This window comes from Natronococcus jeotgali DSM 18795, assembly GCF_000337695.1.
Classification (GTDB): domain Archaea; phylum Halobacteriota; class Halobacteria; order Halobacteriales; family Natrialbaceae; genus Natronococcus; species Natronococcus jeotgali.
On the sequence record NZ_AOIA01000017.1, the window covers coordinates 1 to 14,952 of the forward strand.

A 14,952-nucleotide genomic window follows, 5' to 3' on the forward strand; every position below is an offset into this window, starting at 1 on the left:
GCGTATCTCAGCCTTCTTACTTCACTTCTCCTCATCCGTGGATTCTATTTCCTGTTCACTCAGTTACCACACCGGCATTCGCTCTGTTCATCCATGGCTCAGCACAGTTCACGAAGCGACGTTCGGGAAGTACCGATAGTAGACGAATCTTGCTGTCGGTGGGAGCTGTTCGAGTTCCTCACTCATCAGAATCAGTCAGTTTGCCAGCCGGCTTGGTTGCATCCTGCTCGCATAGTGTGATCTGGCCGCAGTTCCCGCAGCGGATCCAGGCCTCTGTGAGTTTCGAGCTGGTTTTGAGTGTCGGCGTTGCTTGGATCCATTTCCCACAGCCGGAGCACGAGCCCCCGAATCGGACGTGGATCTTCGTGTTACCGGCCATCGCGATCACCTGGGAGGGAGTACAGCGACTGGCGTCCGTCCTCGAGGCTCGGTCGGCTGTCGATCAGCCCCTCCTCTTCAAGGAGATGGATACCGTACCGGATCGTGCGTTGGTTGAGTAAGGACTCTTCGGCGAGTTGGTGCTGCGTAAGTTCGTCCTCGTGCTCGAGGATCTTGTGGATCAGTTTCGAGCTCGGCGGCAGGTCTGCGAGGGTCGTATCCTCCGAGGATGTCTGCCCCTTACTCGACATCGTCCACCTCCGGGTTGATCGCCTCGCATCGATAGCAGACGGCATCCTCGAGACGGGTAGGTTCGATCACCGTCGATCCGAGACAATCGTGGTGCGAGCAGTCAGACATTCCGATCACCTTCCTCGTACTCGAGGTCGGAGCCACAGTTGTGACACGTCCTCGAGTCGCCGATCCGGCGCTCATGGCATTCAAAACAGCGCGTGTCATTATATATCATTTCGATTACGGTCTCCGAGGACTTCGTCGACACTCGGGTGACGGTCGCTACACCAGCGAGTGGGACAGCGCTCGCCGATCTTCTCGATACCACAGGCCTCACAGACGCGATCGGCTTCCTCAGGTATCGCGATCACCTCGGAGGAACGCGATCCGCTGATTCGCAAGTCCAATTACATCTGTCCGAGGGTCGCTATCGTACGAGAGGTTCGATTCGATCTTCTCGACCAGTCTCTGCTCGTTATTGATCCCGAGTCGCGGATCGGCCTTGGCGTCCTTTGCTCGGAATAGGTCGCCGCTCTCGCAGCAAGCCACGATTGTGCTATGAAGGCTATCGAGGCCGTAGCTTCCGTAACCTGCAGCGTGCAGCGAGCCGATCACCGACGGCTGTTTCGCGAGCGGTGGCTGGACTCGGCCCGAATTGAATTCGATAGTGTGGATAACTGTCTCATAGGCGCCCTTACTACGTTTGCGTCTCTGTGATTCCGTCATCCCATCTGGAGAGTCTGCTTCACTCATCGCAATTCCTCCATAAGCTCGTGTTCCCGCTCGTCGATCGCCTCGAGGATGACGTCGCGACCACCGAACTCGCGGAGCTCGACGGCACGGTACGCCGAGAGTAGACCGCGATCCTGGATCCTGAGGATTCGAGCTAGCGGGAGGTAGCGCTCAGACGAGGAGAGAAACCGTGCGGGATCTTCGCCCATGTCCTCGTCGATCTCCGGATACCGCGGGCGGTCGGACGTCGCTGCTTGTGTCGGGACACTCATGTCCGCTTGACCACCCCGTTGAAGGTGTAGATCCGACCCCGGTTCTCGAGATCGTTGAATACCTCGAGGACAGTCTCGTGATCACAGCCGGTTTCGTCGACGACCGCCTCGATCAGGAACTGTTTCGCCCACGTGCTCCGAGAGAGGCGAGAAAGGATCTCTTCTCCCAGATTGCGAGTGCTCGCTTCCGCCGATGTGTTCTGAGTGCCCATTGAACTTGTTCACCACAGGCCGACGGCGGGTCGAACTCCCTCGCTCTCTCCGAGAGAGAGCCGAGAGCGAACACACCCACCGCTAATCGTTCGATAATTAACACTACTACTACAACGAGATTTTAGCCGAATGAAAGGGCGGTGGAATTCCGCGCTGGAAAGAACCCATCTCTACCGCCCCCCTCCCTCGGAGCTTGTGGTGAACTTGTTCACAGCCTCCGGGTCGCTGTGAAGTGCTTCAAAGTCGATCACGATCGCCTTTGTTTGCTTCCCGTCGTCGATCTCGATGCTTCCGAACTGGCGCTCTCTCGCTTCGCTCCGCGTGAGGATCCAGTGGTGTTGCTTGGGAAGGTCCTCGATCAGGTCGTATGCGTAGCGTCGTGAGACGCCGGTCACCGTCACGATCTTCGCGGCGTTCATCACGACTGCGGACTGATCGCCGGTGCGATTGTTCTCGGCGCCGGCGACGATCTGCTGGATCTTCCCCTCCTTGCTGCTGGAGTCGTCCTCGAGGACGTTCATCCGCGACTCGAGAGCATCAAGACGGGCTCGAAGTTCGTCGTTCTCGTCCTCGAGCTCGCTGACGCGGTCGTCGGTGTTCTCGAGCCAGTTCGAGAACGCGTCGAGCCGCGCTTCGAAGTCGTTGATGCGATCGCGGAGCGACTCGAACAGCTCCTTCACGTCCTCGGCGCTTCGAGGAGCGACGCTCATTGAATCACCTCGTGGACACCGAAGGTATGCCGACAGTTGCGACACTCCCAGCGAGAGCGATCGTCTTCGAGGCGCCAGGACTCAGGGAGGATCCAGCCACACTCGGGACAGTCGGGCTCGTACGCGCTCGTAGACGAACTCACGCGCGTTCACCTCCGGGAACCTCGGCAGGGTCAAAGACGGTCGACCACGGGAGCTGTTTGTACTGCTCGACGGTCTGACCGCCGCGGCCGCAGTTCCACCACGTGCCGTCAATAAGCCCGTCGACGACCGATGCGGCGACCAGCGACATCCGGACAATGTACTCCGTATCGGGAGCGACGACCGAGAGGATGTACCAGCCGCTGGCATTGACGAGGCGCTCGTGGTTCGCGCGCGAGATCCACCACTGGCCACGACGCTGTCGCGACTCGTATCGAACCCAGCAGGACTTGCACTCGATCGGATCACCGGCGTCGACCGACCGAGCAGCGACACTGAAGGGCTCTGTCGCGACGAGATCGTACCAGTCGTCTCGTCGGCCGCAGTCATCAACGATCGGCTTGAGGGGCCACTGACGGCAGCTCTCGTCTTCAACATCCAGGCCGCGCGCACGATTGTCCGCGACGGACGTCATGCTGCTACCTCCGTTGCCGCCGCTTGAGGGTGCCGAAAACCGCGATCTGCTATAGAATTGGCACTACAGGATTTCGAGGAATGATTGCAAACGCCCGTCTCTCGGGGTGTTTTTACGTGGGCATGTAAAGAATTTGATGAGTGCCCGGGGAGGGCTCCGAACCCTCGATCTCCGCATGTCCCAGGTTCGAGGCTCGGCAGTCCTCTGTGGGACACGGAGGCTTCCAAGGCGAAACCGCACCGAATCTCTGAACCCTATGAGTGCGGCGCTATGTCCAGCTAAGCCACCCGGGCTCGTTTTCGAGTAGTGCGGTCTGTTTCTTTAACCTTCCCTTTCCGGACGGCCATGCAAGCAGGACCCACGCATTTATCACCTGCCCTACCCAACGCCGGATAATGACCGTTCCCGCCATCGTCCAGTCCGTACTCCGCGGCGAGGAAATCCGCACCCGGGTTTCGATCGGCGGTGACGACGAACTCTTCGTCGCCGACTCGAAGTGCATCGTCTACCGCGCCGAGGGGCTGTTGACCGACGAATCGATCGAGGAGCTGTCCTACGACGCCGACCGCCTGACCCTCTCGGAAGGCCGTCGCAAGTCCGCGCTGACCCTCGAGTACCCACTCGAGGGATCCCGCGAGCTGACCGTCCCCGCCGGCCGAGTCGAGGAGGTCCTCGGGCCGATCCTGATCGGGATGCTCGAGGCCAACGGCGCCGTCGATCCCGGCGAGGGGCTCGTCGAGGTGTACCGGTTCGACGACCTGACGCTCGTGGTGACCGAGAAGCGCCTGATCGAGCACGTCGGACGCGCCGTCTGGGACGACGGATACCGGGCGTATCACTTCGAGAACGTGACGAACCTCTCCTTCGAGAGCGGTGACGTCGCGACCCGAATCGTCCTCGAGGTCGACGGCCGCCAGCGCCGGATCGAGACGCCGAACGAGGCGGCCGACGACGTACGCGAGCGGCTCAAGCGAGCGCTGATCTCCTACTACGAGGCCGACGCCGGGAGGGATCTCGACGAGGATCGCGGGAGGTCGGAGTCGGCGACCGACGCGGCTCCGGACGGCGCGACGGCCGCGTCGACCTCTCGGCGAGCCGTTCGGGCTCGACCGTCGGAGCGTCGACGGGCGGCGGTCGAGTCTCGACAGCCGATGGCCGACGGCGCCGCCGCCTCGACGGCAGAGCCCACTCGAGAGGTCGGACGGGCGGCCGTCGCCTCCTCGAGCGACGACGGACCCGACCGGGAGGTCCTCGAGCGCCTCGAGGCCCTCGAGGACGCTATCGAACGCCAGAACGAGCGCCTCCGGGAGCAACGCCGGACGATCGACCGACTCGTCGAGGAGCTCCGCCAGGGCCGGTAGGCTACTCCCGGCCCGTCACCTTCCGGATACAGGAGGAGCCGTACGGGCCGAGTTCGCCGGCCTCGAGGTCGATGAAGTAGCCCGTCGACAGCCCCGAGCCGCAGCGCCGACAGGAGAACTCCCCCTCTTTCGTGATCACGTCCCGGTCGAACCGCACGTACTGGCGACTCTTCGGACGGACGATCCCGTCCTCGCGGCCGATGATCCCCCGAAGCTCGGCCTGGTCGAGGATCGTCCGGGTCACCGTCGGGTCGGTGGTGACGGTTTCGATCCGATCGACGACCGCCGGCAGCGGCAGCGACTCGTGCTCGAGTCGCTCCAGCAGCGCCAGCCCGAGCTCGACTCGGTCGTCGGTCGGATCGACCGCGGGCTCGTCGCCGTTCATCGCCCGACACTGACCCGGCGGGGCGAATAAACGTTGTGCTGACGGTCGGACACAAAGGCTTCAACCGACCGCTTCGAACGACGGGCGATGAGCACTCCCCCGAGTCGCGCACTCGCCGCGGTCGCCATCTTCGGTGCGGTCGTCGGATTCGGTCTGTTCGTGTCGCCCTCGAGGATCGTCGCCGTCGTCGAATCATCGACGGCCGACCCGGTACGGTTCGGGGTCCTCGTCGCGGGACTGTACCTGCTCCGGCCGGCCCTCGCCCTGCCGACGACGCCGCTGGCGGTGGTCGTCGGACACGGCTACGGCGTCCCGCTCGGGGTCCCGATCGCCCTCGCCGGCGCCACGGCTACCGCCGTGCCGGTCTTTCTGATCGCCCGCCGAGTCCTCAGTGGAGCGCGGGGAGCCCCCGCCGGCCGACTCGAGGGCTTCCTCGAGCGCGCCCGCGGTACAGTCGGACGCTACTACGACGTTGCGGGACCGATCCGGGGCGTCGTCGCCTCCCGGTTCGCGCCGATCCCCTCGGACGTCGCGACCTGCGCCGCGGCGGTCAGCGGCGTTTCGCTCGGACAGCTTTTGGTCGGAACCGCCGTCGGGGAACTCCCCTGGACGGTCGCCGGAGTCGCCGTCGGCGCCTCGACGGCGACCGTTGCCGCCGGCGGCGACGGGCCGGGGCTCTCGCTGGCGTTCGGCTGCGCGCTCGCCGCGGCGCTTCTGGTCGGCGGGCCGCTCTACCGTCGGCTGTCCGAGTCCCGAGTCGTCGGAGGCGCCGACGCGTGAGCGCTCACCGGAACGGATCGCTGCAGTCGATCACGACGCCGTGTTGCGGACAGACGTACTTGCAGTGGCGCTCGTACAGCGGCGCCTGGCAGTACGAACAGGTGGGCGCGCCGGCGGACGCGGCGTCCATCGGTCCGTCGGCGTCCGTACTCTCCTCGTCGCTCATACGCGTCCGTTCGCTCGAGTCCCCAAGTACTGCGGGGTTCCGGTTCACTCCGAGAGAGCGGCGATCCGACGGACCCGCCGCGCCATCGCGGGTCTGGTGACCGCACGCAACAGCGTCGTCGCGGGCCTGTAGGTGATCTCGCCCTCGCTCGGCTTGGTCGCGGTGAGCGACCACAGGCCGGGCGCGTGGAAGGTGAGCTGACAGCGTCCCGTCTCGTCGGTTCGAACGCCCTTCCGCCGGGTGGAGACGGTGACGCCCTCGAGGGGGTTCTGTAACCGGTCCCGCACGCGGATCGTCACCGGTTCGCCCAGCAGCACCTCGTCGGTATCGGTCTCGATAACGAGCGATCGCGTCGTTCTCATGCTGAACGTTCGCACGCGACGCGCAAAGTAGTATCACCTGAGCATGATGGGGGAAGATCGAGACGTGAAACGAACCGCGAGAAACGAACGAGAGGGAGACTCAGCGACCGGTTAGCACTCGCTCCAGCCGCAGGACTCGCAGGTCTTGCAGCCCTCGGAGTAGTACAGCGAGAGCGCCCCGCAGTCGGGGCATTCGGGCGACTCGCCCGCGTCGATAAGGTCCTGGACGTCGTCGCTCGCCGCCTCCGTGGCCGCGCCGCCGTCGGTCTTCGGTCCGTCGGTGATCTCGGCGTCCGCGGCGTCCTCCAAGGTCTGCTGGGTCGGGTACGGCTTGTCGATCTCGCCCTCGAGGTAGCGACGCATCGCGGTGCCGATGGCGTCGGGGATCGACTGGATCTGCTCGCCCTTGTCCCAGGCTACCTTGGGGCTCCGGGTCCCGCAGAGTTCGTCGACGATCTCCTCGGGGTCGACGCCCGAGCGCAGCGACGTCGAGATGACCTTCGCCAGGGCCTCGGTGAAGGAGTTGGTGAACCCGCCCGAGTGACCGATGTTCGCGAACAGCTCGAACGGCTGGCCCGTCTCGGGATCCTCGTTGATCGTCACGTACACCTTCCCGTAGCCGGTGTCGATGCGCTGGCTGACGCCGTGGAGGGCGTCGGGGCGCTCGCGCTTCTCGGTGAAGTCGACCTGGACGGGGTCGCGGTCGTCCGCCTCGGCCAGCGAGCCGCCGTCGTCCTCGAGGACGTCCTGAACCTCGTCGCTCTCGAGGAACGCCTCGAGGCCGCCGAAGATTTCCTCGATCTGTTCGGCGAGCGCCTCGGCCGCCTCGGTCTCGTCGGCGAAGTCGGCGTTCTCGGCGCGAGTCGTCAGCACCTGCTTGCTACGAGTGCCGTCGCGGTAGTAGGTGACGCCCTTGCCGCCGTGCTCGTAGATGTACTCGAAGACGTCCTTGGCGTCCTCGAGCGTGGAGTCGCTGGGCGCGTTGACCGTCTTCGAGATCGCGGAGTCGACGCCGGCCTGACAGGCGACCTGTACGCCGGCGTGGTCTTTCGCCGAGAGGTCGCCGGTCGTGACGAACAGCTCGCCGATGGCGTCGGGCACCGTCGAGAGTCCCTCGACGCCCTCGAACCGGTTGGTCGCCATCTGCTCTTTGGCCTCCTCCTTGACCGCGTCGACGTCGACGTCGTTGTCCTCCAGTACGCGCAGGAAGTAGTCGTCGAACTCGACGAGCATCTCGTCGCCCTGGACGTCGTCGGAGACGTTCTTGTAGTAGGCGACGTTGTAGATCGGCTCGCAGCCGCCGGTGGTGTTGCCGACCATCGAGGTCGTGCCCGTCGGCGCGATGGTCGTCGTGTTGTGGTTCCGAATCGCGAAGCCCTCGGCCCAGTCGTCGGCGTCGAGACCGGTCTGGTGTTCGAACCACTCGCGGTACTCGGTCGGGTTCGCGTACTTGGAGGTGTCCCACTCTTCGAAGCTGCCCCGCTGCTCGGCGAGCTCGTGGGAGGTCCACTTCGAGGTGTGGTTGATGTGGGTCATCAGCTGGCGGGCGACCTCGTTGGAGGTCTCGCTGCCGTACTCCATGCCCAGCTGGATGTACAGCTGCGCCAGGCCCATGATGCCCAGGCCGATCTTGCGCATCTCCCGAACCTTCTGCTCGATCTTCTCGACCGGGAAGTCCGACATGGTGACGACGTTCTCCAAAAAGCGCGTCCCCATCTCGATGCGCCGATCGAACTCCTCGAAGTCGATCGCCTCCTCGAGGAAGGCGTCGACGGCCGCCTCGAGGTCGTCGTACTCCTCGCCGTGCTCGTCGTACCAGACGCGCCAGTCGGGCGCCTCGAGGTCGGCGAGCGTCGAGAGGTTGATGTGGCCGAGGTTACAGGCCTCGTACTCCTCGAGGGGCTGCTCGCCGCAGGGATTCGTCGCGAGGATGCGGTGGTCGGGGTGTTTCTCGACGTCGAAGGAGTGTTGCTTGTTCACTCGCTCGAGGTAGATCACGCCGGGTTCGCCGTTCTCGTGGGCGCCCTCGACGATATCGTCCCAGAGCTCCTCGGCGGGAATCGACAGCTCCTCGCCGACCTCGACGTGCTCGCCGAGGCCGAACATCTCGTACAGTTCCTTGGTCTCCGCGGTCGCGACGTGGGGCTCGCCCGTCCGCGGATTGGTGAACGTGAACTCCTCGCCCGCCTGCAGAGCTTCCATGAAGTCGTCGGTGACGCCGACGGAGATGTTGAAATTGGAGAGGTGACCCTCGACGGCGTTGCGAAGGTGTTTGGGGACGCGACCCTCGTCGTCGATGAGCTCGCGGGCCTCGTCCAGGGCGTCCTGGAAGGAGGTGTGCGTGTAGTCGTCGGGGTCGTTCAGCCGGAGCGTCTCGGCCAGCGAGACGTCCTTGTTCTTGGCGTGGATGAACTGGATGACGTCAGGGTGGGAGACGCGCATGACGCCCATCTGGGCGCCGCGTCGCGCGCCGCCCTGGGCGATCGTCTCGCACATCTGGTCGTAGGTGCGCATGAACGTGATCGGGCCGCTGGCGATGCCGCCGGTCGAGCCGACCGCGTCGCCGTAGGGGCGCAGCCGCCAGAAGGCGTAGCCCATCCCGCCGCCGCTCTGGAAGACCTGTGCGGCCTCTTTCGCGGTCTGGTGGATGTCGTCGATGTCGTCCTCGGGGGAGTCGACGAAACACGCCGAGAGCTGCTGGAGCTCGTCGCCCGCGTTCATCAGGGTCGGCGAGTTCGGCATGAAGTCGAGGTTTTCCATCATCTCCTGGAACTCCTCGGCGACGTCCTCGACGTGCGTTCGGATCTCGTCGGGGAGTTCCGGGACGACGGTGTCGTAGGCGAACTTGTTGACGTTGTAGATAGAGAGCGCGGCTTCGGCCTGATCGTCCGCCGTCGTACCGGCACCGAAGACCTCCGCGGCCAGTTCGTCCCGCCGCGGGTGGTCGGGCTTGAGCTGGTCGGGCGCGACCGCGATCTCGAGGTCGCGCTTTTCGGCCTCGAAGACGGCCTCCGCGAGCGCGATGTTCTTGCCGACGCGGTCGAACAGGTCCTCCTGTCGTTCGATGAGCTCGCCGTCGGCGTCCTTGCGGAGGTATCGGGCGGGGAGAATGTTCTCGTAGGCGTTGGCGGTCAGGCGCCCCTCGAGGGTGTCGCCCTCGGTGCGCTTGATGGGGAGGGTAAGCTCCTCCGCGGAGAGGTCGGACTCGCTCATGCGCGGGTCACCTCGTAGCTAACCCGTCGACGTCTGTTGATTCTGGCGCAGGTCCAAGTTATGGCGTCGGTCATCTGTAGCGAAGGTTCGATATTCATGCTTTCCTCATAAGCATACTGTTCTACTCCTATCCATATTGTGGTAGTACAAGTTAATTTGTTCAGATGTATCTACGATTTAGGCCTTCTTTCGCTCCAACGAAGGCGATATTATTCTCATTAGTGGATACGAGATGGATGGTCTTAACAGTTGGCGGATGCTTCTAGTAATTTAAATGACATTGGTGATACGACCTCAGAATACAGCGGCAAGCCAGAACTTTGTTCTGTAAAGCTTAATATGCTGGAATTGCGTATTCTGGATCATGCCACCACTAGTTAAAGTGTGTGGCAAAATACCAGAATATCGCCCTGACTGTGATCGCAGTTAGGAACGATGTTTGAGTACCAATTCGGATCGCCATAGGATCACCGCAAGGGCGATGAGGATGGCCCTGACCCACTCACCAAAGTAGACAAGGCCAACACCGCCCGATGCGATGATCTCTGGTACGCTTCTTACGATGATGTATCACCACGACCAATTCTTGTTAGCGCGCGGGTCGTACACGCGGTCAGTGTTATCTGACGAAGATTTGGTATTCATCGGTGCCACATAATTGTAGTGGTATTCTTCCATTCTTGTTGTGGTAATACAATCACAGTTGCGTAGCTATGTATCTACTCCGTCACGGTCGCGACGCGAGGGCGAAACGGCCCTTCGCGCTTACGAGAGACTACGGCGGCGACCGTCTTAATGATTTTCAGATCAGACTGAAAGTAAATTTGCGGGCGATGAATTCGCTCATCTACTCCGGAAATAGTTCGGAAGAGAAACAGTACGCTACTCGAGTATTTCAATATATCCAGAAAGACTACATAGTTGCCGTCCGGAGTCTCGCGTATGCTCGAGCCACTGACCTCCAGCACGGGACTCCTGCTCGCACTGGTCGCCCTCGCCCTCGTCGCGGTCGCGATTCTCGCGGTCCGGGTGGCGATGAAACTCGCCGTCCGGGTCGGCATCGTCGCCGGCGTCGCCCTCGCGGGGCTTTACACCGTCGGCGTAATTGGGTAAGCCCACTCAGTTGTAGGACGATCACGTCGACGAAGTAGTAGCCGCGAACTCGAGCGTTCTGCTCGAGTTGGCAACACAAGGTTGCCACGCCCTCCCCAGCCGATTTCTGCTCACGGGCGCGAAGCGCCCGTTTGCATGGTTCGCGGAACCGTCGGTTCCGCGCTAACGCTCACTCACTTCGTTCGGTCGCTCGTCCACTGTCAGCGCGCGCCACTGCAATCGAGGTCTCTCAGCCGGGGGTAACAGAACGTCGCGCGTCGAGGATAGACGAGTCGATGGCCGTCACAGCTCCTCGAGGAAGTTCTCGATCACGTCGTGGCCCACCGCAGTGAGGACGCTCTCGGGGTGGAACTGCACGCACTCGAGGGGGTGCTCGCGGTGGCGCACGCCCATGACCAGTTCGGTGCCGTCGTGGTCGGCCGTCGCCGTCACCGCGAGGCAGTCGGGCACCTCGGTCGCGACCAGCGAGTGGTACCGGCCGGCCCGAAACCCCTGCTCGAGGCCGGCGTAGACGCCCTCGCCGTCGTGGTCGACCGCCCACGCCTTCCCGTGGACCGGGGCGGGCGCGCGACCGACCGAGCCCCCGTAGGCGTAGACGGCCGCCTCGAGGCCGAGACACACGCCCAGCGTCGGGACCTCGGGGCTGACCTCTCGGAGGACGGCCGTCGAGACGCCGACGTCGCGGTCGTTTCTCGGATGACCCGGACCGGGGCTGACGATGATCCCGTCGGGGTCGACGGCGCGGACATCCTCGAGCGAAGCCGTATTCTTGAGCACTTCGGTTTCGGCGCCGGGCTGCTGGCTGACGTACTCGACGAGGTTGTAGGTGAAGGAGTCGTAGTTGTCGATCACGAGGACGCGGACGCTCTCGCCCTCCGAATCGCGCTCGCCCTCGGCCTCGGTCGCGCTCATCGACCCACCTCCGGCGTCGCCTCGGTCCGTTCGTCCTCGATGGCCTCGAGGGCGGCCAGCACGCCGCCCATCTTCTTTTCTGTCTCCTCGTACTCGGCGGTCGGGTCGCTGTCGGCGACCAGTCCGGCGCCGGCCTGGACGGTGATCCGATCGCAGTCGCCGTTGGCTCGCGGGTTCCCCGCTCGCGTATCCGCGGCGCGTGGCGCCGCGCCTTCTTCGACGGTTGCGGTACGGATCACGATCGCGAAGTCGGCGTCGCCAGTCCAGGAGTAGTAGCCGACCCCGCCGCCGTACAGCCCGCGGGGTTCGGACTCGAGGTCGTCGATGATCTCCATCGCGCGTATCTTCGGGGCCCCTGAGAGGGTGCCCGCCGGAAACGCGGCCCGCGTCGCGTCGAACGCATCGGGAGACGCGGTCTCCCGGGCTGCCGAGCGCGGTTCGGCGACGTCCGCGTCCGTCGCGAGCCGACCCGTCACCGTCGACTCGATGTGCTGGACGTGGCTGTACTTCAGCACGTTCATGAACTCGTCGACCCGCACGGAACCGGGCTCGGCGACCCGGCGCACGTCGTTGCGCGCCAGGTCGACCAGCATCGTGTGTTCGGCCCGTTCCTTCTCGTCGGCCAGCATCTCGCCGGCCAGGCGACGGTCCTCGACGGGTCCGGCACCCCGGTCGCAGGTGCCCGCGATCGGGTTCGACATGACCTCGCGACCGCGCACCGAGACCAGCGTCTCCGGGCTCGCGCCGACGACGGTCAGGTCGTCGTGCTCGAGCAGGTACATGTACGGCGAGGGGTTGATCTCCCGCATCGCCTCGTAGAATCCGATCGGGTCGACGTCGCCGTACAGCTCCCGGGTGCGCGAAATGACGCCCTGGTAGATGTCGCCGTCGAGGACGTGCTCCTTCGCCCGTCGGACGCTTTCCTGGTACTCCTCGCGCGAGCCCGCGCGCTCGTCCTCGCGGACGAACCCGCCCGGCTCCGGCGCCGACGCCTCCCGGAGGGTCCCAGCGACGTCCTCGGCCTCGGCGAGCAGGCGATCGTAGACCGCGTCGGGGTCGTCGCCGTCCTCGAGGACGGGCGTGAACACGAGCGAGACGGTTTCGTCGCGCTCGTCGAACGCGACGGTTTTGGTCGTGAGCAGGAACTGCGCGTCGGGGAACCGCGAGTCGGGTCGCTCGCAGCCGACCTCCTCGAGCCAGAGGTCGTAGACGGCGTCGTAGGCCAGAAAGCCGACGAGTCCCCCCTCCAGATGTTGTCGATCGTGGTCCGGGAAGTTCGCGAGCCGAGCGTCGGGCAGGGCGGCTCTGAGGGTGTCGACGGTGTCCCCGTCGGGATCGCGCTCGAGGTCCTCGAGGGGCGGATTCGCCGAGAGCGCCTCGACCGAGGCCCCGTCGGGATCGACGGTGACGACGGCCTCCGGATCGTAGCCGACGTAGGAGTACCGGGCGTGGCGGTCGGCCCGCGAGGCGTTCGGTCGGAAGGCCCCGTCGGGGTCGCTCGAGGCCGTCTTCTCCGCGCTCTCGAGCNCGTACGGCGACCGCTCGCGGTCGCTCGTTCGCCCGGTCAGCGCGGCGTAGGCCGCGAGCGGCGACGTCTCGACCTCGAGTTCGGCGACGGCCCGGACGACGACGGGGCGGTCCGCGTCGGCGTCGCCGACGTGCGAGCGAAACGCCTCCCGGTCGAGGTCGAGTGCGGGCGCCTCGGTCGGGGTTCGTTCGGCCTCGCTCATGAGTGGGGGATCGGTGCGGTCGCCCTTCTCGCTCGCTCGACGAACGCTCGGGCGGCGTCGGCGTCGGTCGCGCCGTCGGCGTCCTCGATGCCGCTGGCGACGTCGACGGCGAACGGCTCGACCGTCCGCACCGCGTCGGCGACGTTCGCGGGCGATAGTCCGCCCGCGAGGACGATCGGCGAGTCGAGGTCGGCCGTCAGCTCGCGGGTCAGCTCCCAGTCGTGGGTCTCACCGGTGCCCCCGCCGCCCTCGGCCGCGGGGGTGTCGACGAGCAGCCCGTCGGCGACCGCGTCGTACCGCCGGGCGGTCGCCGCGTCGGTCTCGCCGGCCTCGAGGACGACCAGCACCGTCGCGTCGACCTCCTCGCGGACGGTCGCGACGGCCTCGGGCGCGAGCGTCCCGTGAAGCTGGACGGCGTCGGGGCCGACCGTCTCGACCAGCTCGATCGCCGCCGTCGGCGTCTCGGGCATCGTCACGAGGACGCTCGTCACGAACGGGGGCGCGGCCGCAGCGAGCTCTGTCGCGCGGACACGAGAGAGCTCGCGGTGGGTGTCGACGGGGACCTCGGAGATCAGTCCGACCGCGTCGGCGCCCGCGGCGACGGCCGTTTCGAGATCGTCCTCGTCGGTCGTCCCGCAGAGTTTCACCCGCGTCATCGGGCCTCCTGCTCCGGGGGCTCGGCGCGGTTCTGGGCGCAGAGCTCCTCGAGTTTCGCCGCGGCGTCGCCCGACTCGATCGCCTCGAGCGCGGCGTCGGCTCCCGCCCCGAGCGAGTCGGCCTCGCCGGCGACGTAGACCGCCGCGCCGGCGTTGGCGAGGATCACGTCCCGCTTGGCGCCGGCCACCTCGCCCTCGACGATCCCGCGCATGTCGCGGGCGTTCCCGGTCGGCGAGCCGCCCGCGATGTCGCCGATCTCGTGTTCGGGGAGCCCGATGTCGGCCGGCTCGATGGTGTACTCCTCGACGTCGGTTCCCTCGACCTCCGCGACGCGGGTTTCGCCGTGGATCGCGATCTCGTCGGTGCCCGCGCCGTGGACCACCAGCGCGCGTTCGACGCGCATCCGCGCGAGCGCGTCCGCGAGGACGGGCACCAGATCGGGGTCGTAGACGCCGACGACCTGGGCGTCGGCGCCAGCGGGGTTGGTCAGCGGCCCGAGGACGTTAAACAGCGTCCGGATCCCGAGTTCCTTGCGCGGGCCGATGACGGCCTTCATCGCCGGGTGGAAGACGGGCGCGAGCATGAAGCCGATCCCGTCGCGCTCGATGGCGTCCTCGACGGCGGGAGGTTCGGCCTCGATCTCGACGCCGACCTCCTCGAGGACGTCCGCGCTGCCCGACGACGAGGACACCGAGTAGTTGCCGTGTTTGGCGACCGGAACGCCCGCCCCGGCGGCGACGATCGCGCTGGTCGTCGAGACGTTGATCGTGTCGTAGTCGTCTCCCCCGGTACCGCAGGTGTCGACCAGCGGCGCCCGATCGGGCTCGATCGTGCGGGCGGCCTCGCGCATCCCCTGGGCGAAGCCGGCGATCTCGGCCTCAGTCTCGCCTTTCGCCCGCAGCGCCGTCAGCAAGGCGCCGATCTGGGCGTCGGTTGCACCCTCGAAGACGGCCCGCGAGGCCGCTCGAGCGTCTTCTTGCGTGAGATCCTCGCCGTCCGTGACGCGTTCGATGAAGTCCTGCATAGTGAGTACCAATGTACGGAGTTGTCTTATGATGTTCAAATTCGTACACGGACTTAAGCGTATCGCCGTCCGTGGTGGAGAGTTACGCACGACC

The 14,952-nt window shown here is 65.3% G+C and carries 18 protein-coding genes and 1 tRNA gene; 3 read left to right on the top strand and 16 right to left on the bottom strand.

Features of this window, described 5'->3' with window-relative positions; genetic code table 11:
• Window positions 1–368 precede the first annotated feature (368 nt).
• The 8 genes from C492_RS00470 to C492_RS00500 form a co-directional block, all read right to left on the bottom strand.
• Window positions 369–629 carry a MarR family transcriptional regulator gene (locus C492_RS00470; RefSeq protein WP_049892560.1) on the bottom strand — a complete coding sequence of 87 codons (261 nt, stop codon included), beginning with the start codon at window positions 627–629 and terminating at the stop codon, window positions 369–371.
• Window positions 630–966: 337 nt separating this feature from the next.
• Window positions 967–1,365 carry a hypothetical protein gene (locus tag C492_RS00475; RefSeq protein WP_008419492.1) on the bottom strand — a complete coding sequence of 133 codons (399 nt, stop codon included), beginning with the start codon at window positions 1,363–1,365 and terminating at the stop codon, window positions 967–969.
• Window positions 1,362–1,616 (bottom strand): hypothetical protein, encoded by a 255-nt coding sequence (locus C492_RS00480; protein WP_083898725.1) that lies wholly within the window; start codon window positions 1,614–1,616, stop codon window positions 1,362–1,364. Before C492_RS00480 ends, C492_RS00475 begins: the two co-directional genes overlap by 4 nt.
• Window positions 1,613–1,828, bottom strand: a complete 216-nt coding sequence (locus C492_RS00485) for a hypothetical protein (RefSeq protein ID WP_008419496.1) — start codon at window positions 1,826–1,828, stop codon at window positions 1,613–1,615. The genes C492_RS00480 and C492_RS00485 overlap by 4 nt, the downstream gene beginning before the upstream one ends.
• A 171-nt stretch (window positions 1,829–1,999) precedes the next feature.
• Window positions 2,000–2,539 carry a DUF5798 family protein gene (locus C492_RS00490; protein WP_008419499.1) on the bottom strand — a complete coding sequence of 180 codons (540 nt, stop codon included), beginning with the start codon at window positions 2,537–2,539 and terminating at the stop codon, window positions 2,000–2,002.
• Window positions 2,536–2,682: a transposase gene (locus C492_RS25765; protein WP_152424775.1), complete on the bottom strand. Its 147-nt coding sequence runs from the start codon at window positions 2,680–2,682 to the stop codon at window positions 2,536–2,538. Before C492_RS25765 ends, C492_RS00490 begins: the two co-directional genes overlap by 4 nt.
• Window positions 2,679–3,155, bottom strand: coding sequence for a hypothetical protein (locus tag C492_RS00495; RefSeq protein WP_008419501.1), 477 nt, complete (start codon window positions 3,153–3,155; stop codon window positions 2,679–2,681). Before C492_RS00495 ends, C492_RS25765 begins: the two co-directional genes overlap by 4 nt.
• Window positions 3,156–3,296: 141 nt before the next feature.
• Window positions 3,297–3,448 (bottom strand) — tRNA-Met (locus C492_RS00500).
• A gap of 102 nt (window positions 3,449–3,550) precedes the next feature.
• On the opposite strand from C492_RS00500, the gene C492_RS00505 reads away from it, so the two are divergent.
• Window positions 3,551–4,516 carry a DUF7115 domain-containing protein gene (locus tag C492_RS00505; protein ID WP_008419502.1) on the top strand — a complete coding sequence of 322 codons (966 nt, stop codon included), beginning with the start codon at window positions 3,551–3,553 and terminating at the stop codon, window positions 4,514–4,516.
• Between the two features lies 1 nt (window position 4,517).
• On the opposite strand, the gene C492_RS00510 is transcribed toward C492_RS00505, so the two are convergent.
• A complete protein-coding gene (locus C492_RS00510) occupies window positions 4,518–4,901 on the bottom strand; it encodes a DUF5830 family protein (protein WP_008419504.1) in 384 nt (127 codons plus the stop codon).
• A gap of 87 nt (window positions 4,902–4,988) precedes the next feature.
• Between C492_RS00510 and C492_RS00515 the strand changes: the two genes are divergently transcribed.
• The gene (locus tag C492_RS00515) at window positions 4,989–5,681 is read left to right on the top strand and encodes a TVP38/TMEM64 family protein (protein WP_008419506.1); all 693 of its coding nucleotides are present in this window, start codon (window positions 4,989–4,991) and stop codon (window positions 5,679–5,681) included.
• 4 nt (window positions 5,682–5,685) lie between these two features.
• On the opposite strand, the gene C492_RS24350 is transcribed toward C492_RS00515, so the two are convergent.
• From C492_RS24350 to C492_RS00525, 3 genes are all read right to left on the bottom strand, one after another.
• Window positions 5,686–5,847: an HVO_2523 family zinc finger protein gene (locus C492_RS24350; RefSeq protein WP_008419507.1), complete on the bottom strand. Its 162-nt coding sequence runs from the start codon at window positions 5,845–5,847 to the stop codon at window positions 5,686–5,688.
• A 44-nt stretch (window positions 5,848–5,891) separates the two neighbouring features.
• On the bottom strand, window positions 5,892–6,209 hold the full coding sequence (locus C492_RS00520; RefSeq protein WP_008419509.1) for a hypothetical protein: 318 nt from the start codon (window positions 6,207–6,209) through the stop codon (window positions 5,892–5,894).
• 111 nt (window positions 6,210–6,320) lie between these two features.
• Window positions 6,321–9,422: an adenosylcobalamin-dependent ribonucleoside-diphosphate reductase gene (locus tag C492_RS00525; protein ID WP_008419510.1), complete on the bottom strand. Its 3,102-nt coding sequence runs from the start codon at window positions 9,420–9,422 to the stop codon at window positions 6,321–6,323.
• Window positions 9,423–10,364: 942 nt separating this feature from the next.
• Here C492_RS00525 and C492_RS24355 point away from each other — a divergent pair.
• On the top strand, window positions 10,365–10,535 hold the full coding sequence (locus C492_RS24355; RefSeq protein ID WP_169333428.1) for a hypothetical protein: 171 nt from the start codon (window positions 10,365–10,367) through the stop codon (window positions 10,533–10,535).
• A gap of 282 nt (window positions 10,536–10,817) precedes the next feature.
• Here the strand turns inward: C492_RS24355 and trpG are convergent, their stop codons facing one another.
• From trpG to trpD, 4 genes are all read right to left on the bottom strand, one after another.
• Complete coding sequence (gene trpG, locus C492_RS00530) at window positions 10,818–11,447, bottom strand: anthranilate synthase component II (protein WP_008419512.1); 630 nt, start codon at window positions 11,445–11,447, stop codon at window positions 10,818–10,820.
• On the bottom strand, window positions 11,444–13,177 hold the full coding sequence (gene trpE / locus C492_RS00535) for an anthranilate synthase component I (protein ID WP_008419514.1): 1,734 nt from the start codon (window positions 13,175–13,177) through the stop codon (window positions 11,444–11,446). The genes trpG and trpE overlap by 4 nt, the downstream gene beginning before the upstream one ends.
• Window positions 13,174–13,833 carry a phosphoribosylanthranilate isomerase gene (locus C492_RS00540; RefSeq protein ID WP_008419516.1) on the bottom strand — a complete coding sequence of 220 codons (660 nt, stop codon included), beginning with the start codon at window positions 13,831–13,833 and terminating at the stop codon, window positions 13,174–13,176. Before C492_RS00540 ends, trpE begins: the two co-directional genes overlap by 4 nt.
• Entirely contained in the window at window positions 13,830–14,858 is a 1,029-nt protein-coding gene (trpD, locus tag C492_RS00545) for an anthranilate phosphoribosyltransferase (protein ID WP_008419518.1), read from the bottom strand. The genes C492_RS00540 and trpD overlap by 4 nt, the downstream gene beginning before the upstream one ends.
• Between the last annotated feature and the right edge of the window lie 94 nt (window positions 14,859–14,952).